The 25,395-nt window shown below is 54.1% G+C and carries 27 protein-coding genes and 1 rRNA gene (1 of these 28 running past the window's edge); 18 read left to right on the plus strand and 10 right to left on the minus strand.

Annotated elements, in window-relative coordinates; translation table 11 throughout:
• The 7 genes from THEAM_RS05985 to THEAM_RS06015 all read right to left on the minus strand — a co-directional run.
• Positions 1-1,224, minus strand: a 16S ribosomal RNA gene (locus THEAM_RS05985) (it extends 365 nt beyond the left edge of the window).
• Positions 1,225-1,469: 245 nt separating this feature from the next.
• Positions 1,470-2,129 carry a (d)CMP kinase gene (cmk, locus tag THEAM_RS05990; protein ID WP_013537939.1) on the minus strand — a complete coding sequence of 220 codons (660 nt, stop codon included), beginning with the start codon at positions 2,127-2,129 and terminating at the stop codon, positions 1,470-1,472.
• The gene (locus THEAM_RS05995; RefSeq protein WP_232203424.1) at positions 2,130-3,449 is read right to left on the minus strand and encodes a nicotinate phosphoribosyltransferase; all 1,320 of its coding nucleotides are present in this window, start codon (positions 3,447-3,449) and stop codon (positions 2,130-2,132) included.
• Entirely contained in the window at positions 3,446-4,105 is a 660-nt protein-coding gene (locus THEAM_RS06000; RefSeq protein ID WP_013537941.1) for an endonuclease III domain-containing protein, read from the minus strand. Before THEAM_RS06000 ends, THEAM_RS05995 begins: the two co-directional genes overlap by 4 nt.
• Positions 4,071-4,880: a 3-deoxy-8-phosphooctulonate synthase gene (gene kdsA, locus THEAM_RS06005; RefSeq protein ID WP_013537942.1), complete on the minus strand. Its 810-nt coding sequence runs from the start codon at positions 4,878-4,880 to the stop codon at positions 4,071-4,073. Before kdsA ends, THEAM_RS06000 begins: the two co-directional genes overlap by 35 nt.
• 11 nt (positions 4,881-4,891) lie before the next feature.
• Positions 4,892-5,518, minus strand: a complete 627-nt coding sequence (locus THEAM_RS06010; protein WP_013537943.1) for a hypothetical protein — start codon at positions 5,516-5,518, stop codon at positions 4,892-4,894.
• Between the two features lie 25 nt (positions 5,519-5,543).
• Positions 5,544-6,299, minus strand: a complete 756-nt coding sequence (locus THEAM_RS06015) for a pseudouridine synthase (RefSeq protein WP_013537944.1) — start codon at positions 6,297-6,299, stop codon at positions 5,544-5,546.
• A gap of 65 nt (positions 6,300-6,364) precedes the next feature.
• Between THEAM_RS06015 and deoC the strand changes: the two genes are divergently transcribed.
• From deoC to THEAM_RS06050, 7 genes are all read left to right on the plus strand, one after another.
• Positions 6,365-7,030 carry a deoxyribose-phosphate aldolase gene (gene deoC / locus THEAM_RS06020; protein ID WP_013537945.1) on the plus strand — a complete coding sequence of 222 codons (666 nt, stop codon included), beginning with the start codon at positions 6,365-6,367 and terminating at the stop codon, positions 7,028-7,030.
• Positions 6,978-7,856, plus strand: a complete 879-nt coding sequence (ribF, locus tag THEAM_RS06025; RefSeq protein ID WP_013537946.1) for a riboflavin biosynthesis protein RibF — start codon at positions 6,978-6,980, stop codon at positions 7,854-7,856. Before deoC ends, ribF begins: the two co-directional genes overlap by 53 nt.
• A complete protein-coding gene (era, locus tag THEAM_RS06030) occupies positions 7,834-8,751 on the plus strand; it encodes a GTPase Era (RefSeq protein WP_013537947.1) in 918 nt (305 codons plus the stop codon). The genes ribF and era overlap by 23 nt, the downstream gene beginning before the upstream one ends.
• A gap of 9 nt (positions 8,752-8,760) precedes the next feature.
• A complete protein-coding gene (locus THEAM_RS06035) occupies positions 8,761-9,159 on the plus strand; it encodes a hypothetical protein (protein ID WP_013537948.1) in 399 nt (132 codons plus the stop codon).
• Positions 9,156-9,566: a hypothetical protein gene (locus tag THEAM_RS06040; protein WP_013537949.1), complete on the plus strand. Its 411-nt coding sequence runs from the start codon at positions 9,156-9,158 to the stop codon at positions 9,564-9,566. The genes THEAM_RS06035 and THEAM_RS06040 overlap by 4 nt, the downstream gene beginning before the upstream one ends.
• Positions 9,553-10,269 (plus strand): pseudouridine synthase, encoded by a 717-nt coding sequence (locus THEAM_RS06045; protein ID WP_013537950.1) that lies wholly within the window; start codon positions 9,553-9,555, stop codon positions 10,267-10,269. The genes THEAM_RS06040 and THEAM_RS06045 overlap by 14 nt, the downstream gene beginning before the upstream one ends.
• A gap of 68 nt (positions 10,270-10,337) precedes the next feature.
• Positions 10,338-10,571, plus strand: coding sequence for a hypothetical protein (locus THEAM_RS06050; protein ID WP_013537951.1), 234 nt, complete (start codon positions 10,338-10,340; stop codon positions 10,569-10,571).
• Between the two features lie 190 nt (positions 10,572-10,761).
• Here THEAM_RS06050 and THEAM_RS06055 read toward each other — a convergent pair whose 3' ends face one another.
• On the minus strand, positions 10,762-11,835 hold the full coding sequence (locus tag THEAM_RS06055; RefSeq protein WP_013537952.1) for a hypothetical protein: 1,074 nt from the start codon (positions 11,833-11,835) through the stop codon (positions 10,762-10,764).
• Positions 11,836-11,889: 54 nt separating this feature from the next.
• On the opposite strand from THEAM_RS06055, the gene pheS reads away from it, so the two are divergent.
• The 11 genes from pheS to THEAM_RS06110 are packed head-to-tail and all read left to right on the plus strand — an operon-like array spanning position 11,890 to position 23,789.
• The gene (gene pheS, locus THEAM_RS06060; RefSeq protein ID WP_013537953.1) at positions 11,890-12,921 is read left to right on the plus strand and encodes a phenylalanine--tRNA ligase subunit alpha; all 1,032 of its coding nucleotides are present in this window, start codon (positions 11,890-11,892) and stop codon (positions 12,919-12,921) included.
• A 2-nt stretch (positions 12,922-12,923) separates the two neighbouring features.
• On the plus strand, positions 12,924-15,308 hold the full coding sequence (gene pheT, locus THEAM_RS06065) for a phenylalanine--tRNA ligase subunit beta (RefSeq protein ID WP_013537954.1): 2,385 nt from the start codon (positions 12,924-12,926) through the stop codon (positions 15,306-15,308).
• 9 nt (positions 15,309-15,317) lie between these two features.
• Positions 15,318-15,614, plus strand: coding sequence for a cell division protein ZapA (locus tag THEAM_RS06070; RefSeq protein WP_013537955.1), 297 nt, complete (start codon positions 15,318-15,320; stop codon positions 15,612-15,614).
• A gap of 41 nt (positions 15,615-15,655) precedes the next feature.
• Complete coding sequence (locus THEAM_RS06075; RefSeq protein WP_013537956.1) at positions 15,656-16,210, plus strand: 5-formyltetrahydrofolate cyclo-ligase; 555 nt, start codon at positions 15,656-15,658, stop codon at positions 16,208-16,210.
• Complete coding sequence (rny, locus tag THEAM_RS06080) at positions 16,210-17,883, plus strand: ribonuclease Y (protein WP_013537957.1); 1,674 nt, start codon at positions 16,210-16,212, stop codon at positions 17,881-17,883. The genes THEAM_RS06075 and rny overlap by 1 nt, the downstream gene beginning before the upstream one ends.
• Positions 17,873-19,783, plus strand: coding sequence for a selenocysteine-specific translation elongation factor (gene selB / locus THEAM_RS06085; RefSeq protein WP_013537958.1), 1,911 nt, complete (start codon positions 17,873-17,875; stop codon positions 19,781-19,783). Before rny ends, selB begins: the two co-directional genes overlap by 11 nt.
• Positions 19,780-20,667 carry an AEC family transporter gene (locus tag THEAM_RS06090; protein WP_013537959.1) on the plus strand — a complete coding sequence of 296 codons (888 nt, stop codon included), beginning with the start codon at positions 19,780-19,782 and terminating at the stop codon, positions 20,665-20,667. The genes selB and THEAM_RS06090 overlap by 4 nt, the downstream gene beginning before the upstream one ends.
• Before the next feature lie 28 nt (positions 20,668-20,695).
• Positions 20,696-21,307: a hypothetical protein gene (locus tag THEAM_RS06095; protein WP_157629618.1), complete on the plus strand. Its 612-nt coding sequence runs from the start codon at positions 20,696-20,698 to the stop codon at positions 21,305-21,307.
• Between the two features lie 13 nt (positions 21,308-21,320).
• A complete protein-coding gene (purT, locus tag THEAM_RS06100; protein WP_013537961.1) occupies positions 21,321-22,505 on the plus strand; it encodes a formate-dependent phosphoribosylglycinamide formyltransferase in 1,185 nt (394 codons plus the stop codon).
• On the plus strand, positions 22,498-23,055 hold the full coding sequence (gene msrA / locus THEAM_RS06105) for a peptide-methionine (S)-S-oxide reductase MsrA (protein WP_013537962.1): 558 nt from the start codon (positions 22,498-22,500) through the stop codon (positions 23,053-23,055). Before purT ends, msrA begins: the two co-directional genes overlap by 8 nt.
• Positions 23,052-23,789, plus strand: coding sequence for a nitrilase-related carbon-nitrogen hydrolase (locus tag THEAM_RS06110; RefSeq protein ID WP_013537963.1), 738 nt, complete (start codon positions 23,052-23,054; stop codon positions 23,787-23,789). The genes msrA and THEAM_RS06110 overlap by 4 nt, the downstream gene beginning before the upstream one ends.
• Here THEAM_RS06110 and THEAM_RS06115 read toward each other — a convergent pair.
• Together THEAM_RS06115 and proC are read right to left on the minus strand one after the other, a co-directional pair.
• Positions 23,786-24,520: a UPF0280 family protein gene (locus THEAM_RS06115; RefSeq protein ID WP_013537964.1), complete on the minus strand. Its 735-nt coding sequence runs from the start codon at positions 24,518-24,520 to the stop codon at positions 23,786-23,788. The genes THEAM_RS06110 and THEAM_RS06115 overlap by 4 nt on opposite strands.
• Positions 24,513-25,334, minus strand: coding sequence for a pyrroline-5-carboxylate reductase (gene proC, locus THEAM_RS06120; protein WP_013537965.1), 822 nt, complete (start codon positions 25,332-25,334; stop codon positions 24,513-24,515). Before proC ends, THEAM_RS06115 begins: the two co-directional genes overlap by 8 nt.
• Positions 25,335-25,395: the final 61 nt, after the last annotated feature.

Here is a 25,395-nt window from a genome sequence, read left to right on the forward strand (position 1 = left end):
CCCCCCCTTCCTCCGGCTTGTCGCCGGCAGTCTCCCTAGTGTGCCCGGCATTACCCGCTGGCAACTAGGGACAGGGGTTGCGCTCGTTGCGGGACTTAACCCAACACCTCACGGCACGAGCTGACGACGGCCATGTACCACCTGTGCCGGGTGGGCCCCCCGAAGGGGGCCACGACCCTGCCTTTCGGCAGGGCTACCCCCGGCATGTCAAGCCCTGGTAAGGTTCTTCGCGTAGCATTGAATTAAACCACATGCTCCACCGCTTGTGCGGGCCCCCGTCTATTCCTTTGAGTTTCAGCCTTGCGGCCGTACTCCCCAGGCGGGGTGCTTAACGCGTTAGCTTCGGCACTGCACCCTTTAGGGTGCAACGCCCAGCACCCATCGTTTACAGCGTGGACTACCCGGGTATCTAATCCGGTTTGCTCCCCACGCTTTCGCGCCTCAGCGTCGGTACCGTCCTCGCTGGCCGCCTTCGCCACCGGTGTTCCTCCCGATATCTACGCATTTCACCGCTACACCGGGAATTCCGCCAGCGTCTTCCGGACCCTAGGCCAGCAGTATCAGAGGCAATTCCCCGGTTGAGCCGGGGGCTTTCACCTCTGACTTACTGGCCCGCCTACGCGCACTTTACGCCCAGTAATTTCGCGCAACGCTCGGGACCTACGTATTACCGCGGCTGCTGGCACGTAGTTAGCCGTCCCTTCCTCTCCGGGTACCGTCACGGGCGGGGGCTATTCACCCCCGCCCGCATCGTCCCCGGCGACAGGAGTTTACACCCCGAAGGGCTTCATCCTCCACTCGGCGTCGCTGGGTCAGGCTTGCGCCCATTGCCCAAGATTCCCCACTGCTGCCTCCCGTAGGAGTCCGGGCCGTGTCTCAGTCCCGGTGTGGCTGGCCATCCTCTCAGACCAGCTACCCGTCGTAGGCTTGGTAGGCCGTTACCCCACCAACTACCTGATGGGACGCGAGCCCATCCCGAGGCGGCAGCATGCGAAGCAGAGGCCACCCTTTTCACACGGGCCATGCGGCCTGTGCGCTTATGGGGTATTAGCCCGGGTTTCCCCGGGTTATCCCCCTCCTCGGGGTAGGTTGCTCACGCGTTACTCACCCGTTCGCCGGTCGCCGGCACCGGTTCCCGAAGGAACCGGCCCGCTGCCCCACGACTTGCATGTGTTAGGCACGCCGACAGCGTTCGCGCTGAGCCAGGATCAAACTCTCCAGCGGAAGAAATTGGAGTCAAGGTGAAACTCGAATCCGCCCGTAGGAGAACAACCCTACGGAACACCTCAAGGGAAAGCCGTAAAGGCTTGAGGACTCAGCGCAGGTGCGTGTCCCTTATTCTCCTGTCAAAGACCTCCGTTTGGCGCGGAGGTTTAATTTAGGCTTTCTTCCTCCGCTGTCAACCCCTTTCGGGGCTCAAACTTGACGGTGGAGAAATATAGGAAGCTCCCATCCGGGTGTCAACCGGTTTAGGGGTCGTTTTTTATCAGTTTTTCTACTTCTTGTAATACCTCTTCAAGGGTTTTTCCCGTAGAGTCTATGATTACTGCCCCTTCGGGGACTTTAAGAGGAGCAAAGGGACGGTTCTCATCTTTACGGTCTCGCTCTACTATTTCCTTAAGTACTTCTTCGTAGGAGAGGTTAAATCCTTTCCTTTTAAGCTCTTCAAGTCTCCTCTTTGCGCGCTCTTGAGAGGAGGCCGTTAGGTAGATTTTCAGCTGGGCTTCGGGGAATATGTAGCTTCCGGCATCCCTGCCGTCTACTACTACTTTTTTTCCACGGGCCAGTTTCCTGAGTATCTGGACGACAACTTCTCTTACTTCGGGATATTGAGCCACTTGTGAGGCCCACTTACCGGCTTCAGGAGTTCTTATCTGTCGGGTTACATCCTCTCCGTTTAGGAGAACTTTTCCGTTCTGCAGCTCTACGGAGATTGAACGGGCGACGTTAAGGACTTTTTTTTCGTCTGAGAGGTCTACTCCCCTCTGCACGCAGGCGTAACCGATTGTTCTGTAGAGGGCCCCCGAATCCAGGTGAAGGTAGCCGAATTTTTTCGCTATCTCTTTTGCAAGGGTGCTCTTTCCCGCTCCGGCAGGACCGTCTATTGTGATAATTGTGGGCTCGGGCATCTATCCTCCAAGGAGTTCTTCTTCAAGCTGTTTGTAGAGCTTCAAAACCCCTTCAGATACTTCGGGAAGCCAGTTCACCTGGGTATAGATGTTCTTCAAAGGTGCAGGAACCCGAGAGAAGAGCTCTATAAAGCGCTCCCTGATTCGGGAGAGGGAGAGAGGAGAGATAACCGGAGAACCGTTAATAACTATCTTCTCAAGGAGCGGCTCCCCGGGTGAGCTTTCGGTCACAAGGGTAAGTCTGTCTTTCCAGGTTGAGTAGTCTCTGTAAACTTGCTTTCTCCCGGGATACATCTTTTTGCCGGTGCTGGTTTTCATTATCGGTCTTCCTTCAACTTCTACAAGTTTATAGACGAAATCTACGTAAGGTGCGTCGGAGGAAGTTCCCACTTTCGTCCCAACGCCGAAGGCATCTACGGGAGCACCGGCCGAGAGTACTTGGTCTATTTTGTACTCGTCGAGCCCTCCGCTGAGGATTATTTTGGCCGAGCGAAAGCCTTCTCTGTCGAGGATTTCCCTGGCAAGCTTCGACAGTTCAACAAGGTCGCCGCTGTCTATTCGGACACCTTTAAGTTCAACTCCGAGCTCTTTTGCGACCTCAATGGCCCTCTTTATACCCCTTACAGGGTCGTAGGTATCAACTATCAAGACGGAGTGGCTGGGAAAGGTCTCAAGGTAGGCCCTGAAGGCCTCTTTTTCTGAGCGAAAGGCCATTATGAATGAGTGGGCCACCGTTCCTACAACTGGAACGGAGTAGAGCTTCCCAGCCAAAACGTTAGAGGTTCCGGCAAATCCCACGGCGTAGCTTGCCTTCGCCACTTTCAAACCGGCATCGGTGCCGTGGGTTCTACGGAGAGAGAAGTCTACTACGGTTTTACCCCGAGAAACCGCAACCACCCTTGCGGCTTTAGAGGCTATCAGGACGAGGGGGTGGAGCTGGTTCATTAGGAGAGTTTCAAGCAGTTGGGCCTGGTGTATGGGAGCTTCAACCCTCACCACAGGTTCGTAGGGGAAGAAGAGCTCGCCGTCTTTAAAGGCGTAAACCGTTCCGGTGAATTCAAACTCTTTCAAGTAGTCGAGAAACCAGTCGGGGAAGAGCTTCAGGGAGTTTAGGTAGTCTATATCGTCGGGGGTGAACCTTAAAGACTCAACAACTTTTAGGATTTCCTCTCTGCCCAGGAAAACGAGGAAGTTCCTGTTCTTGGGAAGCTCCCGGACGAAGAGCTCAAAGGCGGCCTCTCCGGTTTTCCCGGAGTTAAGGTAGGCGCACATCATGGTAAGCTGATAGAGGTCGGTCACAAGGGGAGATAGGTTCATCATCTGCTCCTTTTAACGCCCACTTTTTTACACAGGTGCTCTATCGGGCACTGAGAGCACTTAGGTGATATAGGCCGGCAGATGTGCTGACCGAGAGCTACCAAGAGGTCGTTTATCTCTATCCAGAACTCCTTCGGGAGCTTCTCCCTGAGGGCAAACTCAGTCTCCTCGGGCGTTTTGGTCTTTACAAAACCCAACCGGTTCATTATCCGGTGAACGTGGGTATCAACGCAGATGCCGGGCTTTTTAAAGCCTTGAGTAACAACTAAGTTGGCCGTTTTCCTGCCGACTCCGGGAAGTTTGAGGAGCTCTTCCAAGTCGGAGGGCACCTGCCCGCCGTAGTGCTCAACAAGTATCCTCGCAATCTCTTTAAGGTTCTTAGCCTTTCGGTTGTAAAAGCCGACCGGGTAAATCAGGGAGGCAATCTCTTCTTCAGAGAGCTTCAGGAGCTTCTCGGGAGTATCCGCAACCTGAAAAAGCCTTCGGGCCGCCTCCGCCGTAACCTCGTCTTTGGTTCTGAGGCTCAAAACGGTTGCAACGAGTATTTTAAACGGGTCGGTTCCCATCTGCCCCATAAGGGTCACAACGGGAACCGCCCACTCTTTCTTGGCCTCCCTCAGTATCTCAACGATTCTGGATATCCTCTCCTTCTCCGTCAAAGAGCTCCCCCACGCAGGATTTGAGCTTTATTAGTTTACCAATCAGCTCCCTGAAGCCGTTAAGGGGCACCATGTTGGGGCCGTCGGAGAGGGCTTTGTCGGGGTTCGGGTGGGTCTCGAAGAAGAGCCCGTCTGCTCCAACGGCTACGGCAGCCCTCGCCAAGTAGGGAACGAAACGGCGGTCGCCCCCGCTTGCCCTGCCGAGGCCCCCGGGCCTCTGAACCGAGTGGGTGGCGTCGAAGACGACTTTATCGGCAAACTCCTCCATTACCGGAATGGAGCGGAAGTCTACAACGAGGTTGTTGTAGCCAAAAGTGGTTCCTCGCTCGGTTACCCAAACCTCCCTGCCGCCGCTCCTTCTCACCTTTTCTACGGCGTTCTCCATATCCCACGGGGCCATAAACTGCCCCTTCTTTATGTTCACCGTTTTTCCGGTTCCGGCCGCCGCCACCAAGAGGTCGGTCTGACGGCAGAGGAAGGCCGGTATCTGGATAACGTCGGCAACTTCGGCAACCTTTTCCGCCTGCCACGGCTCGTGAATGTCGGTTGTAACGGGCAGGCCGAGCTCCTCTTTAACCTCTTTCAGCACCTCAAGCCCCCTTTCAAGGCCGGGCCCCCTGAAGGAGTCGAGGGAGCTCCTGTTGGCCTTATCGAAGGAGGCCTTGAAGATGAAGGTGTGTTCGGGGTAGAGGGACTGAAGCTCCTTAACCGCCCGTGCCACCTCAAAAACCGTTCCTTTATCCTCAATAACGCACGGTCCTGCTATTACTATCATTTAGCCACCTCTTAACGTTTTATGATGCAGGCTAATGCTCCCCAAGAGCTATCCTCATCTCTAACGGTTTTAATTAGTGAGTCCTTAATAAAGGACGGATTACTGAGTTTTGTTCCAGCGACTTTATCTATGAGTTTTTCGACGTTACCTATTACCTCTTCCACGCGCTCCTTCGAAGATTTTGTTCTTCCACTGCATCTATCCGTGTAAGCAACTATCATTCCAAATTGAACTGTAGAGTCCCTTTTTAAATTGAGAAGGTCGCAAATTCTATGAACATCTTTTTCTAATGGCTTATAGTTTGAGCTCCGAAGGACTTTAACCTCTACAATACCTCTCAATGTTCCGTCCTTCCACCAAATAGAGAGATCACTCCTTTTGTTTTGAGTTAACCTCTTGGGATATCTTCCTGGGCGGCAGCTGTTTGAATAGGCTATATTGTTATTCATATCTTCCTCTAAAGTCACCCAAACACCAGCTTTCCCTAAACTCTCAAATATCTTAGAGGTTAAATAGTACTCGGGGGCAGCCCACAACCACTCTCCCGTTATTTCGTAGTACTTCTTCCATGCCACGGCCACCCCCCTTAAGGCAACATCTACAATAGTTTCCATACTTATTTTTCCTGAGCCAGACATAGTGTTTACCCTCCCTGAAACACGATTATCCCTCCTCCTCGAGGCCTGCCGCCTTCTTAAGCCGTTTCACCTCTTCGGGTGTAAGCTCCCGGTAGTAACCCTTGGGAAGGTCTCCCAGCTTCACGGGGCCTATTGCCACCCTTTTGAGTTTTAAAACTCCGTGGTCGAACCGGTCGAAGAATCGCCTGACCACCCTGTTCTTGCCCTGGTCTATGGTTATCTGAACGTAGGTGTTACGGCCCGTTTTACTCGGGTGCAAGAGCTTCACATCAAGGGGCTTTATGAAGAACTTCTTCCCCTTGTCGTCAACCAGCAGGGCTCCCTTTTTCATACGCTCAATCTCGGCAGGCTTAACCCTTCCCTTCACCTTGGCTATGTAGGTTTTGGGAACGTGGTAGCGGGGATGGGCGAGCCTGTCGGCAAGCTCCCCGTCGTTGGTCATTATGAGCAGACCTTCGGTGTTGTAGTCGAGCCTGCCCACCGGGAAGAGGCGAACCGGGTAGTTCCGGAAGTAGTCGGCAACTATGGGCCTTTTGTCGCCGGGAGCCCTTTCCATTGCGGTGAGAACGCCCTGAGGCTTGTTAAAGGCTATGTAAACGAACTTATTGGGCAGTCGAACCCTTTCGCCGTCTACTTTAACAACGTCCTTTTTGGGGTCTACCTCAACGGCGGGGGAATCTACAACTTGGCCGTTAACCTCTACGCGGCCCTGCTTTATTAGCTCTTCAACCTTCCTTCTGGCGCCAAAGCCGGCATAGGCAAGGAATTTGTTTAATCTCATCTCTCCCTCCATAAAACACTATTCCTTATAATAAAATTGATTTATGGATTAACGGAGAAGCCGGAATGAAAAGCAACAAAAAAGAGCTTCTATCTAAAATAGACTACGCAATTCTAAAGGCCACAACCACGGCGGAGGAGGTTCTCAAAGGGGCCGACGCAACAAGGGAGTACGGCTTTGCCACCCTGTGCGTTTTCCCGAAGTTCATAAAAGTTGCAAGAACGCTACTGCCCCAGGAGAAGGTGTGCACCGTTGTCGGGTTTCCCCTCTCCCCCTCGCCGCTGGAGGTTAAGCTGGCCGAGCTCTACAGGTGTTGCGAAGACGGGGCAGGGGAGATAGACGTTGTAGTAGACCTGGGAGCCGTTAAGTCGGGCGACTGGGAAAGCGTAGAGCGGGAGCTTAAGGAGCTCCGGGAGGCCGCCCCCGATAGGGTGTTGAAGCTGATAATAGAGTGCTGTTACCTGTCGGACGAAGAGAAGAGAACGGTGTGTATGCTGGCGGCCGAAAACGGCTGGGACTTTGTAAAAACCTCTACCGGCTACGGCACCTACGGAGCAACACCCTGCGATGTTGAGCTGCTGAGCGAGTGCACGGGAGGCCTGTTGAAGGTTAAGGCGGCAGGTGGTATAAAGAGCCTTGAACAGGTTGAGAAGTTCTTAAAGGCTGGAGCCGACAGGATTGGAACGAGCTCAGCAATCGAAATCGCAAAAGAGCTGCTGTTTAGTAGGTAAGTTCTCGGCACTCCACAGAGGCCACAGGAAGCTCATAGAGGAAGCCAAAAAGCGCTGTTCGGATGTTAAGCTCGTAACGGTAAAAAGGGGTGAGCAGCTCTTCTCCGGGGAGGAGAGGGAAGAGCTGCTTAAAGAGCTCCGGGTTGAAAGCGTAGAGCTCCCCTTCGAGCATATAAAAGAGCTCTCCCCCGAGGAGTTCCTGAAGCTCCTGAAGGAGATGGGATGCTCCGTACTTGTTGTCGGGAAGGAGTGGAGGTTCGGAAAGGGGCGCTCGGGAACCGCAGAAACGGCTAAGAAGCTGGGCAGGAAGCTCGGCATAGAAGTGGTTACCGTAGAGCCCGTTAAGGAGGGGGAGTCGAAGATAAGCACGAGCGAAATAGTGAAGCTCCTCAGAGAGGGGAGCATAGAGGAAGCCAACAGGCTTTTAGGCTTCAACTACTTCACGGTAGGCACCGTAGAGAGAGGAAAGGGACTCGGCAGAAGGCTGGGCTTTCCCACCCTAAACGTTAAGGTAAAGGAGCTTCCGCTCCCTTACGGCGTTTACGCTGTGAACCTGGTAATTGAAGGGAGAAAACTGCCGGCGGTTGCCAACTACGGAGTAAGGCCAACTGTAGAGAGAGACTCAAAGCCCGTCCTTGAAGTTCACGTTCCCAAAGCACACCTTCCCCAGCTGTACGGGAAGAGGGTCAGAGTTGAGTTCCTGAAGTTCCTGCGGCCGGAAAAGCGCTTTTCTACCGTTGAAGAGCTGAAAAACCAGATTAAATTAGACTTAAAAAAATTTCAAACAGTTTTGGAGGAGAGAGTTGGAAGAGAACAGGAAGTTTAGGTCCGGTTACGTTGCCATACTTGGCAGGCCCAACGTGGGTAAGTCTACCCTACTCAACAGCCTGCTCGGAACGAAGGTGGCCATAGTTACCGACAAGCCGCAAACAACCAGACACAGGATAGTCGGAGTTAAACACCTCAAAGACGCCCAGATAGTTTTCCTGGACACTCCCGGAATCCACAAGGAGAAGTTCGAGCTCAACCGCTACATGAACGAAATAGCCTTCAGCGTTGTTCCCGACGCCGACATCATCCTGTTCCTCATAGACGCCCGTCAGGGGCTTACCGAGGCCGATAGGAAGATTCTCCAGAAAATCGGGGAAGAGAAGCGCAAAGACACTAAAGTAATCGTGGTAATCAACAAGATAGACGGGGTAAACAAGGAAGAGCTCCTTCCTCTCATAGAGGAGATTCACAAGGAGTTCCCCTTTGTAGACGAGATAATACCCATATCGGCCTCCAGGGGAACAAACCTGGACAGGCTCTTAGAGCTGCTTTTAAAGTACCTGCCGGAAGGCCCCAAGTACTACGAAGAGCACATGGTAACCGACCAACCGCTGGAGCAGTTCATAGCCGAGATAATCCGGGAGAAGATAATGCTCCTTACGAGGGAGGAGGTTCCCCACGCAACAACCGTTCAGGTTGTAAACATCCAGCCCGGAGACAAAAACCCCAACATGCTGGTTATAGACGCAGACATCATAGTGGAGAAGGACTCCCAAAAGGCAATCATCATAGGTAAGGGCGGGCAGAGGCTTAAAAAGATAGGGCAGCTTGCCCGGGAGGAGCTGGAGCAGCTCCTCGGTAAGAGGGTTTACCTGAGGCTCTGGGTAAAGGTAAAGGAGGACTGGAGAAGCAGGCCCGAGCAGCTCAGGGGTCTGGGATACTCCCTTTAAGGAGAGGAGATGAACAGAGAGCTGAAGGCGTTCCTGCTCTATGCCTACACCTTTATATTCCTCTACATAGTAAACGGCATAATCAGGTGGCTCTTCATAAGGGGCCACCTTCCTTTTTTGCTGATGGTAGCCGTTGAGGCGGCGGTTATGGCCGCGGGGCTGTTTTTCGCCTACAAGCTCCTTGCCGAGAAGTTCTTCGGGGTTTCAGACCTGAAAAGGGTGGTAAAAGGGTGGCTCGTTCAGTTTTCACTCTTTGTGGTTCTTGCCTACCTGCTCTTTGCCTCCCTTGCAGCCGTGGTTAAAGTGCCCTCTTTCGTCCTCTTCATCTTTTTAAACGGAAGCCTGCTCCTCCTTTACTTCACCTACCGTTTTTCCGTTGAGAGGTTTCTCTTGGGAGGTAAAGGGTGAGGTTTCTCCAGGGAGCGGCACTCTACCTGTTCGTTTACCTCGTTCTTGGGCTTTTCAACTCGGCGGTTATGTACACGGCGGTGAAGTTCCTCCACATAACGCCGGCGGTAGCCCTGGGGCTGATAGTTGTAATAACGGTTGTGGGGCTCTTTTTCGGCTTTAAGAAGTCTGTTGAGCTCTTTTTCAGGGAGGAGTTTTCAGACTCTAAGCTCCTTATTGCCTGTATAGCACAGGTTATAGGGTTCGTGGTTGTTGCAACAACGGTAGAGGAGCTTTTGGCACCGGTTATAAAGAGCACAAAGCTGTTTCAGGTGGCCTCGGTTTTCATAAACTTTGCCGCCTTCTTCTTTACCTACTGGCTCTCTGTAAGGTTCATCCTTCTGAGGAGGAGAGGTGAGGCTGGATAAGCTACTTGCAGAGGGCGGATTCGGCACACGCTCTCAGGTAAAAAGGCTCATAAAGAAGGGACACGTTGAGGTGAACGGGGAGGTGGTGAAGGACCCCTCGTTCCAGGTAGACCCCTTAAAGGACGAAGTCACGGTAGACGGAGAGCCCGTCTACTACGAAGAGGAGTACTACCTGGTACTCAACAAGCCGGCGGGTTACGTAACCTCTACGAAAGACCGGCAGATGACCGTTATGGAGCTGGTTGCAGATATCCCGAGGTTCGATAAGCTCTTTCCCGTAGGCAGGCTGGACAAAGACGCCGAGGGGCTGCTGCTGATGACAACAGACGGCGAGCTGGCCCACCGGCTCACCCACCCCAAGTGGAAGGTTCCCAAAACCTACGTTGTAAAGGTGGAGGGCAGGTTAACCGAAGAAGCGGTTGAGCCGCTGAGGAGGGGAATAGAGCTTAAGGACTTTAAGGCAAAACCCGCCGAGGTAAGGATTTTGAGAAGCTCTGAAGAGGAGTCGGAAGCGGAGATAACCATAACCGAAGGGAAGTTCCACCAGGTAAAGAGGATGTTCGCCGCAATAGGACACCCGGTAAAGGAGCTCAAAAGGGTGGCCTTCGGCCCTTTGAAGCTCGGGGAGCTACCTACGGGAGAGTACAGACACCTTACCGAGGAGGAGCTTCGGGCCCTCAGAAAGGCCGTTAAGCTGGAGTGAACCGGTTGCACTCTTTGGCCTTCCGCCTATTTTTCTCTCCACCGAAACTCTTACTCAGGAGGTGCACTATGGAACTCTGGGTAAGGGACGGTGAGAAGAGCGTTAAGCTTCAGGGCTCCCTGAAGGCAATTTACGAGAAGCTCTTGGAGTTTAAGGAATCTCCCCAAATTCTTGCCTACAACGGAACCAAAAGGGAGAGGCGCCGTTTCAAGAGGGAGCTGAGAAGGGCCGGAAAAGACCTTCTTAAAGCCGCAGAGAACTACCTTAACTGGTACAAGAGCTGCAGGAGGCTCTTTAGCTAAGGGGAACTAAAACAAAAAGAGGGGGGATTTCCCCCCCTTCTAAACGGCGCGTGGGGCGAGTTTCCCTCCCGTTTGTAAGGTGCCGGGGAAAATCCCCGGCGAGTTCCCCTGCCCTACCCCTTGGCGAACCTGAACGGTTCGCAACTATTATACACCTGGTAAAAGTCAAAAGTTGACTCATTTTAAGGGCTCAATCACCGCCAAAGAGCTTCACCCTCATCTTTGCAAGCTCCAAGCCCTTCTCTTTGAAGGCTCTGAACCTTCTAATGTTCTCGGAAAGCTCGTAGGAAAGCCCCCTGTAGCTCCTTTTGAGGTTTTGCAGTTTTGCAAAGGCAAGGAGGTTTTCGTCGGGGGGAACGAGCTTCAGCGCCTTCTCCATTAGGAACCAGCTCGCAAACCGCTTACCGGTAAAGCCCACGAGCTCAACCTCTATTCCCTCCTCGGTGCGCCTTGCCCGAACCTGAGAGGGGAAGAACTTTATCCCCCCTTCAAGCTCCCTGTCGGTGGCGTAACCGTGGGGAAAAACGGTCTTAAAGAGGAACGGAGACTCATCGGGGATTTTGAAGGTCTCCTCCACCTTGGCCATCTTCTCCTCAAGGGTGATTCTGTCGGCCACCGGCTCCCAGAACTCTATGCGGCTGACGAGGTAGTTCCTGTAACCTTCGCTGCTGAAGGCCCCAATGTAGAAAAGGCCGTTGTAGGTGAAGAACTTAACGGGGAAGAGCTTGAAACTCCTGCCCTTGTAAGTCACAAAGGCTCCCCTGTTCTCAAGGAGGGTCGAGAATATCTTCTCAACGAGCTTGTAGTCGAGCTCAACGCCCCTCTCGTTGGGGTTCGGCACCCGCTCAAAGGTAAACTTGAGGAGCTCCCTTTCCTCTTCGGTAAGCTCCTTCTCGAAGCGGGTTAAGGCGTCGAAGGCCTTCCTGAAAAAGGGCAAACTCCTGTAGTGGCGGGGAAAAAAGAGCAGAAGAACGCTCAAAGCCACAACCTCCTCCCTCGTATAGGAGGAGAGGAATTTAAACTTCTCGTTGTTCACGCTCCAGCGCTTCGGGGAGCGGCCGCCGGAGCCTCCCGAGTCTGTAACGTAGTTGAACTCCTTTAAGCTCGCCAGCGCCCTGAGGAGCTTCCGCCTCTCGACCCTACTGTCGGGGCTCGAAAGGACTCCCTCGTAGTAGAGCTCCCGCTGAAGCTCAGACGTTGTCAGGGGCCTGTTCCTCTTCAGGAGCACCTTAATAACTTCAACAACAAGCTTAATCTTCTCCAAGCTGCCCCCGTGGCGGTATAATTCAAATCCACACAAGCCCAATCGGAGAGAGGTATGGACAGCCGCAAAGCCATAGAGGAACTTAAACTCGAGTTTACAAACAAAATTAAATCGGTTTCAACGCTCGAAGATTTAGAAAAATTAAGGGTTGAGTTCATCGGAAGGAAGGGAAAAGTTACCGAACTTCTAAAGCAGATACCGAAGCTCCCTCCCGAAGAGCGCAAAGAGTTCGGAAGGGCCTGCAACGCCCTGAAGGCAGAAATCGAGAGGGCAGTTAAGGAGAAGGGAGCCCAGATAAAGGAGGCCCTAAAGAGGGAAAGGCTCAAAAAGGAGGAGATAGACGTAACCCTGCCCGGTAGGAAGAGGCCGGTAGGAGCCCTCCACCCGGTCACCAAAACCCTAAAGGAGATAGTGAGAATATTCACAAGTATGGGCTTTGCCGTTGCCGAGGGCCCCGAAGTGGAGACCGACTTTTACAACTTTGAGGCCCTAAACATCCCGAAGGGCCACCCGGCAAGGGAGATGCAGGATACCTTCTACATAACAGACGAAGTGGTTCTGAGAACCCACACCTCACCGGTTCAGGTAAGGGTAATGGAGAGCCAGCGGCCTCCCATCCAGATAATAGCTCCGGGTAAGGTTTACAGAAAGGACGCAGACGTGACCCACACTCCGATGTTCCACCAAGTTGAAGGACTGATGGTGGACGAGAGAGTTACTTTCGCAGACCTCAAAGGAGTGCTGGAGCTCTTCCTAAGGGAGATTTTCGGCTCGGACACGAAGGTGAGGTTCCGCCCATCTTACTTTCCCTTTACAGAGCCCAGTGCCGAAGTTGACATAGGTTGCGTAATATGCGGAGGGAAGGGGTGTAAGGTCTGTAAGGGAACCGGTTGGCTGGAGATTCTCGGGTGCGGAATGGTGGACCCGGCGGTTTTCAAGGCCGTAGGCATAAACCCCGACACCTACCAAGGGTTTGCCTTCGGTATGGGGGTTGAGCGTATAGCGATGCTCAAGTACGGCATAGACGACCTGAGGCTCTTCTTCGAAAACGACTTGAGATTCCTAAGACAGTTCAGGGGTGCGTAAAGATGAAGATAACCTACAACTGGCTTAAAGAGTTCATAGAGATAGACGACCTTTCCGCAAAAGAGGTTGCAGACCTCCTTACAGACGCAGGGATAGAGGTTGACGCCGTTTACAACCCTGCCGAGGAGGTTGAGAAGGTAGTTATCGGGAGAATCACAGAAATCTCCAAACACCCCAACGCCGATAGGCTGAGAATATGCCAGGTGGACGTTGGGGATACGGTTCTCCAGATAGTAACGGGAGCCGACAACGTTTACGAAGGTGCGGTTGTTCCCGTGGCCCTACACGGGGCAAAGCTCCCCGGCGGAGTCAGGATAAAGAGGGCAAAGCTCAGGGGCGTTGTCTCTAACGGTATGCTCTGTTCGGCAGTTGAGCTGGGGCTTACCGACTCCGCACCGGGGGTGTGGACGCTCCCGGAAGAGCTGGGAGAGAAGGTCGGGGAAGATGCGGTAACCGCACTGGGGTTGAACGACTGGGTAATAGAGTACGAGATAACAACGAACAGGCCCGACGCCCTGTCGGTTCTCGGCATAGCCAGGGAGCTCAGGGCGATGCTCGGCAGGCCCGTAAAGCTGCCCGAAACGGGCTACAGCTGCGGGGAGTTTAACGCAGAAGAGGAAGCCACCCTGAAGGTTCTCGACCAAGGGGCCTGCCCCAGGTACGAGGGCTTCGTGGTTAAGGGGATATCAAATAGGGAGAGCCCGCTCTGGATGCAGGTGAGGCTCTACCTGGTGGGCCTGAGACCCATAAACGCCGTTGTGGACGTTACAAACTACGTTATGTACGAGCTCGGACAGCCCCTACACGCCTTCGACCTCGAGAAGCTCTCGGGCAGAGAGGTTGTAGTAAGGCGCGCAAGGGAAGGGGAGAAGATAGTTACACTCGACGGCGTAGAGAGGGAGCTCTCTGGAGAAGACTTGGTTATAGCCGACGCGGAGAAACCCGTTGCCGTTGCGGGTGTTATGGGGGGCCTCGAGAGCGGAACGACCCTCTCTACAAGGGAGCTCTTCTTAGAGTCTGCCCACTTCGACCCGATGACCGTAAGGAGAACCTCTAAGAGGCTCGGACTCTCCACCGACTCTTCTTACAGGTTTGAGAGGGGCGCCGACATAGAGGCGTGTAAGTTCGCCGCAGAGAGGGCGCTACACCTCATCCAGAAGCTCGTAGGCGGTGAAGTGGCAAAGGGCTCTCTTTCTTTCTACCCGAAGCCCTACACGCCGAAAGTTATAGTTTTCTCGCCGGAAAGGGCGGTAAAGCTGCTGGGGGTAAATATACCTGCAAGGAAGGCCTTCGAGATTCTCACGGGCCTGGGCTTTACGGTGAAGAAGGAGGCCGACTACATAGTTGTTAAGGTTCCCTCCTGGAGGAAGTACGACGTCACAAGGGAGGTTGACCTCATAGAGGAGGTTGTAAGGATTTACGGCATGAAGCGGGTGGTAAGCTCCTTCCCGCTCATGCACTCTGAGGTTCCCAGAGACTTTACGTTTCTGAGAGTTCAGGAGGTTAAAGAGTTTCTGAGCTCCCTCGGTTTCAACGAGGCGATAAACTACTCCTTTATCGGGAAGAAGCTCTTTGAGAAGTTCGGCCTACCGGTTGACAGGCTCGTGAAGATTAAAAACCCCCTCTCTGAAGAGTGGGTTTACATGAGGAACTTCCTGTTCCCGAGCCTCGTAAATAACGCCGTTAACAACATAAACAGAAACGAAAGGGACGTTTTCCTCTTTGAGGTGGCCCGCACCTTCTCGCCTACGGAGGAGGAGCTCCCAAAAGAGGAGCTCAAAGTAGCGCTCCTTGCAACAGGCGAGCTCCCCGAGAACCTGTGGCAGTTCAGAGAAGTGGACTTTTACGACATTAAGGGAGCCGTTGAGGCCCTCGGCGAGTTCCTAGGGCTGGAGCTCCAGTTCGAGAGGAGAGAGTTTCCCTTCCTCCACCCCGGCCAGAGCGGGGCGGTTAAGCTAAACGGCAAGGAGGTGGGCTTCCTCGGAAGGCTCCACCCGGACGTTGAAGAGCGGTTTGAAGTCAGACAGCCCATCTTCGTAGCGGAGCTCAACCTTGAAGAGCTTTTAAAGCAGTCGGCGGCCAGAACTGTTAAATTCAAGCCGATTCCCAAGTTCCCGCCGGTAACGAGGGACATAGCGGTAGTCGTTGACAGGAGCACCCCCGTTGCCGAAATTGAAAAGGTGATAAGGGAATCTGCCCGCTACCTCGAGAAGCTGAAGCTCTTCGACGTTTACGAAGGGAAGGGAATCCCCGAAGGCAAAAAGAGCGTAGCTTTCTCCCTCACCTTCAGGGCGAAGGAGAAAACGCTCTCCGATGAGGAAGTTAACAAAATTATGGCTGATATAATAGAGGCGCTTCAACGTAGCGGTGCTACCTTAAGGGCATAAGAGGCGAGTGTGAGCTTACCCCAGACAGTAGAAGTGGTAATAAGCGGCCGGAAGTTTAACATAAAGACCGACAGAGACCCTGAGTACGTAAAGAAGCTGGCCCAGAAAATAGAGAGTATGGTAGAGAGGATTCGGCAGGGCAACAGCAGGGTCACCTTCGATAAGGCCCTGGTTGTTGCCTGCTTCTACCTGCTTGACGAGAACGAAGCCCTTAAAACCCAGATTAAGGAGCTCGGAGAGGAGATAAAGAGGCTGGAGGAAGGAGCGAAGCTCCTCATCTCAAGCCAGGTTAAAGAGCTGGATTAAGCTCCCTCTTATGCCCCTTACTCTAAGAAGGGGTAGAGGATGTGCATACAAAAGCGAGTTTAAGGTCTTACCTCCTGAAAAAGAGGTTACAGCTCACCCAACAAGAGCTTCAAGCCCTATCCCGCAGGGTAGAAGAGAACCTGAAACGGCTCCTCCGGGAGCTCTCGCCGAAATCGGTAATGCTCTACTGGCCCATTAAAGGGGAGCCCGACCTAACCCCCCTCGCCCGAGAGCTGCTCGAAAACGGCGTTAAACTTTACTTTCCCAAAGTTTTAAAAGAGAGAATAGCTGCCGTTGAAGTTGACAACCTCGACCAGCTCTCCCCGGGAGCCTTCAACATCCCGGAACCCCCATACAGCCCCCAGAGGGAGGGAACGCCCGAAGCGGTTGTAGTTCCCGCCCTGGGCTACGACAAAAAGGGCTACCGGCTCGGGTACGGAGGCGGCTACTACGACCGCTTCCTTGCCTCTGCGCCGGTAAAGGACAAAATTGGTGTTTGCTTCCACTTCCAACTGCTGGACGCAATTCCCGTAGAGCCCTTCGACCAACCTGTAGACTGGATAGTTACAGATAAAACAACCCTAAGGAGGACGTAATGGAATCGATACTGGTTGCGATATTTGCAGTGCTCTCGGGCCTTGCCGGGGGCTACGTTGTGGGCACCAAAAGGGGCCAGAAAATCAAGGAAAACCTTGAAAGGGAAATCGTTGAAAGGGCAAAGGAAGAGGCAAACCAAATCGTAGAAAGGGCCAAGCAGGAGGCCCAGGAGCTCAAGAAGAAGGCCGAAGAGACCGTAAAAGAGGCCCAAAAGCGCTACGACGAGATGAAAAAACAGGCACTCCTTGAGGCAAAGGAGGAGCTCCTTAAAGAGAGGGAGCGGATAGAGGAAGAGCTTAAAGAAAAGCGCAGAGAGGTTGCCGAGCTCGAAAAGAGGCTCCTGCGCAGAGAAGAGTACTTAGACAAGAGGGAGTCGGCCCTTGATAAGAGGGAGGAGAGCTTAGACAAAAGGGCCCAGTTCCTCGATAAGCTCGAGGCGGAACTGGAGGAGAAGAGGAGCGAGGTGGAGAGGCTCGAGGCGGAGCTCCTCGAGAAGGAGGTTGAGCTGTCGCGGCTCATAGACGAGGAGGTTAAGAAACTCGAAGAGATAGCCCAGATGAGCCGTGAAGAGGCGAAAGAGGAGCTGATGAAGCGGATGGAGGAGGAAATCCGCAGGGACCTTGCGGTGAAGTTCAAGAGGATAGAGGAGGAGTTTGAGCAGAGCGCCGAAAAACGGGCCAAGAAGATACTGGCCACCACAATACAGCGGCTCGCAAGCGACATAGTTGCTGAAACAACCGTAACCGTTGTAGACCTTCCCAACAACGAGATGAAGGGAAGGATAATCGGAAGGGAAGGAAGGAACATAAGGGCCTTTGAGCTTGCCACCGGAGTAGACCTGATAATAGACGACACGCCGGAGGCGGTAACAATCTCGTGCTTCGACCCCGTAAGGCGTGAAATAGCCAGAATAGCCTTAGAAAGGCTTGTTGCAGACGGCCGCATCCACCCCGCAAGGATAGAGGAGGTTGTAGAGAAGGTTCAGCAGGAGATTGAGCAGGAGATAATCAACGCCGCCGAAGAGGTGCTCTTCGAGCTGGGAATAGACAACGTCCACCCAGAGCTGAAGAAACTCCTGGGCAGGCTGAAGTTCAGAACGAGCTACGGCCAAAACGTTCTCCAGCACGTTAAAGAGGTTGCCTACCTCGCCGGAATGATTGCCGCCGAAATCGGAGCAGACGTCCAGCTCGCCAAGAGGGCCGGACTCTTCCACGACATCGGAAAGGCGGTAACCCACGAAGTTGAAGGCTCCCACGCCATAATCGGCTCCGAAATCCTCAAAAAGTACGGCGAGCCCGAGGCGGTTGTTAACGCCGCAGCCGCCCACCACGGAGAGGTGGAGTTCACAACGATAGAGTCGGTGTGTGCTGCAGCAGCCGACGCCCTTTCTGCAGCAAGGCCCGGAGCGAGAAGGGAGAGCCTTGAGGCCTACATCAAGAGGATAGAGAAGCTCGAGAGTATAGCCGAGTCGTTCCCGGGCGTTATGAAGGCCTTTGCAATCCAGGCGGGAAGGGAAATCAGGATTATGGTTGAGCCCGACAAGATTACCGACGAAGAGGCGGCGTTCTTGGCACACCAGATTTCCAAGAAAATCGAGGAGGAGGTTCAATACCCGGGTCAGATTAAGATTACCGTTATAAGGGAAACGAGGGCCGTAGACTATGCAAAGTAAAAAGTTCCTCGTTATAGGAACTGCCGGCCACATAGACCACGGTAAAACGAGCCTTGTAAAGGCTCTCACCGGCGTAGACACCGACAGGTGGGAGGAGGAGAAGCGCCGGGGAATGACCATAGACCTGGGATTTGCGAAGCTCGAGCTCCCCGACGGCACGGTGGCCGGTATAGTGGACGTTCCCGGCCACGAGAAGTTCATAAAGAACATGGTTGCCGGTGCCCACGGGCTGGATATGGTCCTCTTCGTTGTGGCGGCAGACGAGGGGATAATGCCCCAGACAAAAGAGCACCTGACCGTGTGCGAAAGCCTCGGAACCAAAAGGGGAATAGTGGTTCTAACCAAAAAGGACGCAGTGGAGCCCGAGTGGCTGGAGCTTGTTAAGGAGGAGGTTGAGGAGTTCACAAAGGGCACCTTCCTGGAAAAGGCCCCGGTTGTTGCCGTCTCCTCTAAAACCGGTGAGGGAATAGAGGAGCTGAAACGGGTAATAGCGGAAGTGGCCGAAGAGGTAGAGCCCAAAAGGGCAGAAGGTATCCTGAGACTTCCGGTTGACCGTTCGTTTACCGTGAAGGGATTCGGAACCGTAGTTACGGGAACGCTCCTTTCGGGAAGGTTGCGGGCGGGAGACAGGCTGGAGCTCCTGCCGGCGGGAAGGGAGGTTAAGGCCCGCTCCGTTCAAGTTCACGGCCGGCCCGTAGAGGAGGCAGTAGCCGGTCAGAGAACGGCCGTTAACGTTCCCGACCTTAAAAAGGAAGAGGTTAAGAGGGGAGACCTACTTGCAACGCCGGATTACCTGAAGCCTACCGATAAGGTAGACGCGGTTTTGAAGCTCTCCAAAGACGCCGACGTTATAGTAACAAGCGGCCATAAAGTTCACTTTCACCACCTTACAAAGGAGGTGGAGGGCGAGGTTTTCCTCATAGACCGCCAGGAGCTTCTCCCCGGAGAGTCGGCCCTCGTTCAGATAAGGCTGAAAGGGGAAGTTGTCCCCATGTTTAAAGACCGCTTCGTAGTGAGACACTACTCTCCCGCAAGGGTCATCGGAGGAGGAGAGATACTCAACCCGCTACCGCCGGGGAAGTTCCGCAGGCGCTTTGCAGAAAAGTGGAAGGAGCTACTTAAGCCCTTCACCGAAAAAAACGCAGAGGAAATCGTTTTAAAGCTCGTAGAGGAGCTTCCCGGCAGGCTCTCACCCAGGGAGCTGGTCCAGTTTACAGCCCTCTCCCCCGAGGAAGTGGAAAGCCTTGTTGAAAGGCTGAAAGGGGAAAAGAGAGTTCTGGTGTCGGAGGAGAAGCTCTACCCGGCAGACCACCTGAAAGAGCTAAAGGCTCAAACCCTAAAGCTGATAGAGGAGTTTCACTCCAAAACGCCAATCCTGGAAGGGCCCGGCAAAGAGTCGGTCAGGGGCAAGTTAAAGGCCCCCAAGGAGCTATTCGAAAGGGCCATAAGAGAGCTCAAGGAGGAAGGAAAGTTAGAGGAGCTGGAGGGGAGCCTGAAGCTCACGGGCTTTACCCCGTCTCCCGAAGGCAGGTGGAAAGGCCTCGTTGAGAGGGCAGAGGAGTCGGTAAGGGAGAAGGGGCTAAAGCCGCCGACCGTAAAAGAGCTCGCAAAGGAGCTATCGGTTCCCGAAGAGGAGGCATACGCTGTAGCCTCTTACTTGAAAAGGCACAAAGGGTTCCACAGGTTTGCCGACTTCCTCATGGCTCCCGAGGCCCTTGAAACGGCCGTAACGGCCCTGAAGGAGCTCTTCTCCGGCCAGGAGAGGATAACCGTCAGCCAGTTCAAAGACAGGCTCGGCATAAGCAGGAAGTTCGCCGTTCCGCTCCTTGAGTACTTAGACCAGCTGGGATTCACCTGCAGAACGGGAAACGAACGGGTAAGGGGCGAGAAGCTGAAATGACCCAGCTGCTCCTCAACGTAATCCTTCCCCTCTACCTGCTTGTGGGCCTGGGTTTCCTCATCGGAAAGGCAAAGCCGCAGCTGGAAACAAAGACGATTTCCTTCCTCGTCCTCTACCTGTTTGCACCGGCTCTCATCTTCTCCTCCTTCAGGGAGGTATCCGTTAGCCTAAAGAGCTTTACCTGCATCTTCCTGACCGCACTGGGAGTGTTCGTGCTGGTCCTTGCGGCGTCGGCAGCCGTAGAGAAGGTGTTCCTGGGCAAGAGAAACCCGGCCTTTGAGCTCTCGGCAACGGTGATGAACGCAGGGTATCTGGGAATTCCCCTCATCTACCTGATGTTCGGGGAGCCTGCACTGCCGATAGCGGTCAACTACATGGTTGTAATGGCCGTTCTCCACTTTACCCTCGGAATCGCCGTTTTAAACAGCGACAACCTTCGAGAGGGCCTAAAGGCGGCCCTCAAAATACCGCTGGTTTACGCAGCAGTGCTCTCTTTCCTGCTCAAAGGGGTTTACCTGCCTCCGGGAATAGAAAAGACCCTTAAGCTCACCGGAAACGCCACAATGCCGCTTATGCTTGTGTCCATAGGGATTTCACTCTCCAGAATATCGGTTGAAGAGTTCAAAGAGGCGGTGGCCGCAACGGCGGTAAGGTTCGTAGGGGGAGCGGCATCTGCCGCAGCAGTTGTCTCACTTCTAAAGTGCCCTCCACAGATGGCAAAGGCGCTGATAGTTCAGTCGGCCCTGCCGTCGGCGATTCTCAACTACGTTCTCTGCGAACAGTTCAACCGCTCGCCCCGGCTTGCGGCATCGGTAATCTTCGTATCAACGGTAACCTTTCCCTTCTTCCTGCTAATCCTTCAGGCGGCACTCGGGCGGCTATAATTTGGGAAAGCCCTTTAGGGGAGTAAAGGTGAAAAGGTTAGTCGCCCTTCTGTGTTTCTTAGCCTCAACTGCCGCAGCCTACGGAGCGCCGCTAACCGTGAAGGAGGTTTTAAAGGCCTGCGTAGAGGTAAAAGGGAACAGGCTCGTAATTCCGGTAAAGGTGGTAAGCTTCGGAAGGACAAGGGGAGAGGTTATCCAGGGCCTTCAAGCCCCTCAAGACTACCTAAAGAGAGACGGCTTCTCCTTTAAAAGGGTTTCGGTTACGGTGGCACCCGTTGACTCCTGGAGCAGGTACGAGGTGGCCGGCTTCTCCGGAAGGGAGCTCCTGTGGGTGTTCGTAAAGGACCCTACACTCGAAACGGAGGTGGCCAAGAGTCTGAGCCGAGCCCGGGAGGCCGCAAACTTTACCTTCAGCCTGGGAACCCCCTTCTGGCAGGTTCCCGAAAAGGAGCTCGAGGCCGCCCGCCAGAAGGTAAAGCGGAAAGCCCTAAAACTTGCGCTTAAAGAGGCAAACGCCGTTAGCAGAGTGTTAAACAGACACTGCACCCTAAGTAGCGTAGAGCTGGGAAAACCCAGGCTCACCAAAGGGACCGTTAGTAAAATAGAGCTTAACGCCCGCATAAAGCTAATCTGCCGATAACCGGAGGTTCAAGATGAGGATAGGAACACCCCTTGCCCACAACGCAACAAAGGTGATGCTCCTCGGGAGCGGAGAGCTCGGAAAGGAGTTCGCTATAGAGGCGATGCGTTTGGGCCTTGAGGTGATAGCAGTTGACTCCTACCAGTTCGCCCCGGCCCAACAGGTTGCCCACCGCTACTACGTTATAGACATGAGGGACGGCCGGCAGATAAGGAACATCGTTTACAGGGAGAAGCCCGACTTTATAGTGCCCGAGATAGAGGCGATAGACACCGACATGCTCGTAGAGCTCGAGAAGGAGGGGTTCACGGTTGTTCCCTGCGCCCGGGCTACAAAGTTAACGATGGACAGAATAGGCATAAGGAGGCTTGCGGCCGAAGAGCTGGGGCTCAAAACCTCGGCCTACCGGTTTGCCGAAACGTTCGAAGAGTTTAAAAGGGCCGTAGAGGAGCTCGGCTACCCGGTTGTGGTTAAGCCGGTTATGAGCTCTTCCGGCAAGGGGCAGAGCGTTGTCAGGGAACCATCACAGCTCGAGTGGGCATTCAGGTACGCAAAGGAGAACGCAAGGGGCAAGGGTAACGCCCTTATTATAGAGGAGTTCATAAACTTCGACTTTGAGATTACCCTTCTCACAGTAAGGACCAGGAACCAGGGAACGCTCTTCTGCGAGCCCATAGGCCACAGGCAGGTAGACGGCGACTACCATGAAAGCTGGCAGCCACAGCCGATGAGCGAGGCCGCTTTAAAGAAGGCCAAGGAGATGGCCAAGGCGGTTACAGATGCCTTGGGAGGCTACGGAATCTTCGGGTGCGAGTTTTTCGTAAAGGGAGACGAGGTGTGGTTCAGCGAGGTCTCGCCCAGGCCCCACGACACGGGAATGGTAACGATGGCGAGCCAGAACATGAGTGAGTTTGAGATTCACCTACGGGCCATTCTGGGCCTTCCGATTCACATTGAGCTCATATCCCCGGGAGCCTCTTACTGTTTCCACGGGACGAAGAACAGCGTTGCCCCGGCCTACGAAGGTGTTGCCCAAGCCCTCGAAGAGCCCAACGTGTGGGTGAGGATATTCGGCAAGCCCACAACAAGGCCAAGGAGGCGTATGGGAGTTGTGGTTGCCAGGGGCGAAACTGTAGAGGAGGCAAGGAGGAAGGCGAAAGAGGCCGCAGAAAGGATAAAGGTGGTTGAGAATGGGTAGAGAGGTTGCAACTTTTGCAGGCGGGTGCTTCTGGTGCATAGAGGAGGCCATGAGCAAGGTTGAAGGGGTTGAGAAGGCCGTTCCCGGCTACGCCGGAGGCCACACCGAAAACCCCACTTACGAGGAGGTGTGTTCGGGGGAGACGGGCCACGTTGAGGCGGTTCAGGTTGTTTACGACCCCGACAAGACCTCTTACAAAGAGCTCCTGATTGCCTTCCTCACCTCAATAGACCCGACAGATTCCAAAGGCCAGTTTGCAGACCGGGGAAGCCAGTACAGGCCGGTAATCTTTTACCACACAGAGGAGCAAAAAGAGCTTGCCGAAAAGGCCCTCAAGGTGCTCTCTGAAAGCGGCCTGTTTGATGAACCCGTAAGGGTTGCCGTTGAACCGTTTAAGAACTTCTACCCGGCAGAGGAGTACCACAGGGAGTACTACAAGAAGGAGCCGATGCACTACTTCTACTACAAGGAAGGGTCGGGCAGGAAGCGCTACTGTGAGATTGTGTGGGAGAGGAAGGGGGGGAGGAAGCTCCTTGAGGAGAAGCTGTGAAGTTCAGCTGCTATGCGGTTCAGTTTGAGTCTCTGCCGTGCAGGTTCGAGGCCAATTACAGCAAGCTCCTTACCTTTTTGAACTTCTGTGAGAAGGGCTCTCTTGTGGTTTTTCCGGAAGTTGCGGCAACCGCCTTCTGTTACGAGGAGATAGAGAGGGCGGTTAAGTTCTCCGAAAGGGTGTTTGAGGAGCTTCAAAACTTCTCCAAAGGCCTTGAATTAACGGTTGTTATCACCGGCTACGAGCAAATTAACGGGAAGCTCTTCAACAGCGTAAAGGTGCTGGACAGGGGAAGGGAGGTGCTCTCAAGGCCAAAGGTGAAGCTCTTCAAGCCCGGCAGGGAACACATCTTTTTCACCGAGGGTCGGCTATCGGAGGTACAGGTGGCCCAAACCTCGCTGGGAGTTCTCGCCCCGGTTATCTGTTTTGAGCTGAGGTTCTACGAGGTTTTAAGCAGGCTGAAAGAGCTCGGAGGGGAGGTTTTTACCGTCCCAGCCCAGTGGGGTCGGGCGCGCAGGGAGCACTGGTCGTACCTGCTGAGGGCAAGGGCAATAGAGCTTCAACGCTTCTTCGTAGGGGCAAACGGCACCGGAAAGGAGATGGGAGGCTGCTCGGCCGTGATAGACCCGTGGGGCAGAATCCTCGCCGAGTGTAAAGACGCCGAAGGGCTGATTCGGGCAGAGGTTGACACTACAGTAATAGAACAGGTGGAGAGGAAGCTCCCCCTAAACTAAACGAGCTTCACAAACCTTAAATCCCCCGCAAAGACGAACTTCCCCTCTATCAGCACAACGCCGCAGACTTTCAGCTCCCTGTAGAGTCTCTCCGCCCTTTGGCGGGCATCTTCGGGGGAGGTTGAGTTTCCCAAGTAGGTGGCACAGCAGTCGCTCAGAACCGGGTCGGGGCACACGGCAGTTGCAAGGCTTGCGTTTCCGAGGCTCAAGGAGTGACCTATCCTCCTTGAGGAGGTTGAGATACCCCAGGTGCCGGAGGGAAGCTCCAACCCCAAGGTGAGCCTCACCGCCCCGGGGGGAAAGAGGGCAACGGTAAAGGGCTGCCGGCGGTGAACGTAAACGTCGCCGCCGTTTTCAACGATAAACTCCTCTGCGCCGAACTCCTCAAAGAGGTCTGCAAGGAAGAAGTTGATAGCCCCTGCAACGCCCGCCATAGGCCCAACGCCCACCCGGGCCGCTTCGGAAGCCATCTTCCTAACAACTGCAGGAGCAAAAAGCGGAACCTCAACCGGCTCAAGGGAAGTAATGAACTCCCTGCGCCTTCTCCCGAACTCCTCAATCTGAGCTCTAACCTGCAAGAGGCGTTCCAGAAGGGCCTCTCTCAACGGGACAACCGGAACGCCTTTCGGAACAGCAATCCAGAGGTCGCTCTCTCCGGCAGCAATCTCGAAAGAGGCAAACCCTTCCGGCTTTTGAAAACGCCTGTAGAACCGAATTTCGGGCCTAACCAAGGCTCTTCTCTATAAGGTCCGAAATCTCCTTGGAGCGCCTGCAGGCGGCCGACACCGCCTCTATGATGGAGGCCCTCACCCCGCCCCTCTCAAGGGCAAAAAGCCCCTCTATCGTTGTTCCGGCGGGAGAGGTAACCCTGTCTTTGAGAACCTCGGGATGCTCGTCGGCGGCCATTTTCACACACCCTTCAAGGACCTTCAAAACCATCTCCTTGGCCACATCCCGGGGCAGCCCCACCTTTACGGCGCCGTCGCAGGCAGCCTCTATAATGGCGAAGAAGAAGGCCGGTGAGCTTCCGGCAACAGCGGTAACGGCGTCAAACAGGGACTCGGAGAGCCTAAAGACAGCACCGGTAACTTCCAGAAGGCTCAAAACCCTCTCCCTCTCCTCATCGAGGAGCCTGCTGTTATCGCAGTAGGCAACAACCCCGCTACGAACCTTCACCATTATGTTGGGCATAATCCTGGCGATTTTCTTATCGTCGCCCAAAAGGGCCTCTATGCTCCTCATAGGGAAGCCTGCGGCCATTGAGACAACCACCTGTGCCGGCGTTACAACCTCGGCAATCTCCCTGAGGACGGCAGGCATAACTTGGGGCTTAACGGCAAGGAAGAGGATGTCGCTGTTTAAAACAACCTCGCTGTTGTTTAAAGTGGTGTTTACGCCGTAGAGGGTTTGAAGCTCCTTCAGCCTTTCCGGCCTAACGTCTGAAACGAAGATGTTCCCGGGAGGCAGAAACTCCCCTTCAACAAAAGCGGAAATAAAGGCCTCGGCCATATTCCCGCCGCCGATAAAACCGACCCTATAGTTCATAGTTCAGACCCCTTTACCGATGTTGAGTTTTAGCGGAAGAATCTCTATATTATAGAGGGTC

It is taken from the genome of Thermovibrio ammonificans HB-1, assembly GCF_000185805.1.
Classification (GTDB): domain Bacteria; phylum Aquificota; class Aquificia; order Desulfurobacteriales; family Desulfurobacteriaceae; genus Thermovibrio; species Thermovibrio ammonificans.

Coding starts and splice junctions, on each gene's coding strand:
- kdsA (WP_013537942.1), bottom strand. CDS start 4,880: ATGATAGTAATAGCAGGACCGTGCGTTATTGAGGATAAAGGAACGGTT.
- pheT (WP_013537954.1), top strand. CDS start 12,924: ATGAAGATAACCTACAACTGGCTTAAAGAGTTCATAGAGATAGACGAC.
- purT (WP_013537961.1), top strand. CDS start 21,321: ATGAGGATAGGAACACCCCTTGCCCACAACGCAACAAAGGTGATGCTC.
- THEAM_RS05995 (WP_232203424.1), bottom strand. CDS start 3,449: ATGATGAACCTATCTCCCCTTGTGACCGACCTCTATCAGCTTACCATG.
- THEAM_RS06010 (WP_013537943.1), bottom strand. CDS start 5,518: ATGTCTGGCTCAGGAAAAATAAGTATGGAAACTATTGTAGATGTTGCC.
- deoC (WP_013537945.1), top strand. CDS start 6,365: ATGAAAAGCAACAAAAAAGAGCTTCTATCTAAAATAGACTACGCAATT.
- THEAM_RS06035 (WP_013537948.1), top strand. CDS start 8,761: ATGAACAGAGAGCTGAAGGCGTTCCTGCTCTATGCCTACACCTTTATA.
- cmk (WP_013537939.1), bottom strand. CDS start 2,129: ATGCCCGAGCCCACAATTATCACAATAGACGGTCCTGCCGGAGCGGGA.
- selB (WP_013537958.1), top strand. CDS start 17,873: ATGCAAAGTAAAAAGTTCCTCGTTATAGGAACTGCCGGCCACATAGAC.
- msrA (WP_013537962.1), top strand. CDS start 22,498: ATGGGTAGAGAGGTTGCAACTTTTGCAGGCGGGTGCTTCTGGTGCATA.
- pheS (WP_013537953.1), top strand. CDS start 11,890: ATGGACAGCCGCAAAGCCATAGAGGAACTTAAACTCGAGTTTACAAAC.
- THEAM_RS06090 (WP_013537959.1), top strand. CDS start 19,780: ATGACCCAGCTGCTCCTCAACGTAATCCTTCCCCTCTACCTGCTTGTG.
- THEAM_RS06015 (WP_013537944.1), bottom strand. CDS start 6,299: ATGAGATTAAACAAATTCCTTGCCTATGCCGGCTTTGGCGCCAGAAGG.
- rny (WP_013537957.1), top strand. CDS start 16,210: ATGGAATCGATACTGGTTGCGATATTTGCAGTGCTCTCGGGCCTTGCC.
- proC (WP_013537965.1), bottom strand. CDS start 25,334: ATGAACTATAGGGTCGGTTTTATCGGCGGCGGGAATATGGCCGAGGCC.
- THEAM_RS06050 (WP_013537951.1), top strand. CDS start 10,338: ATGGAACTCTGGGTAAGGGACGGTGAGAAGAGCGTTAAGCTTCAGGGC.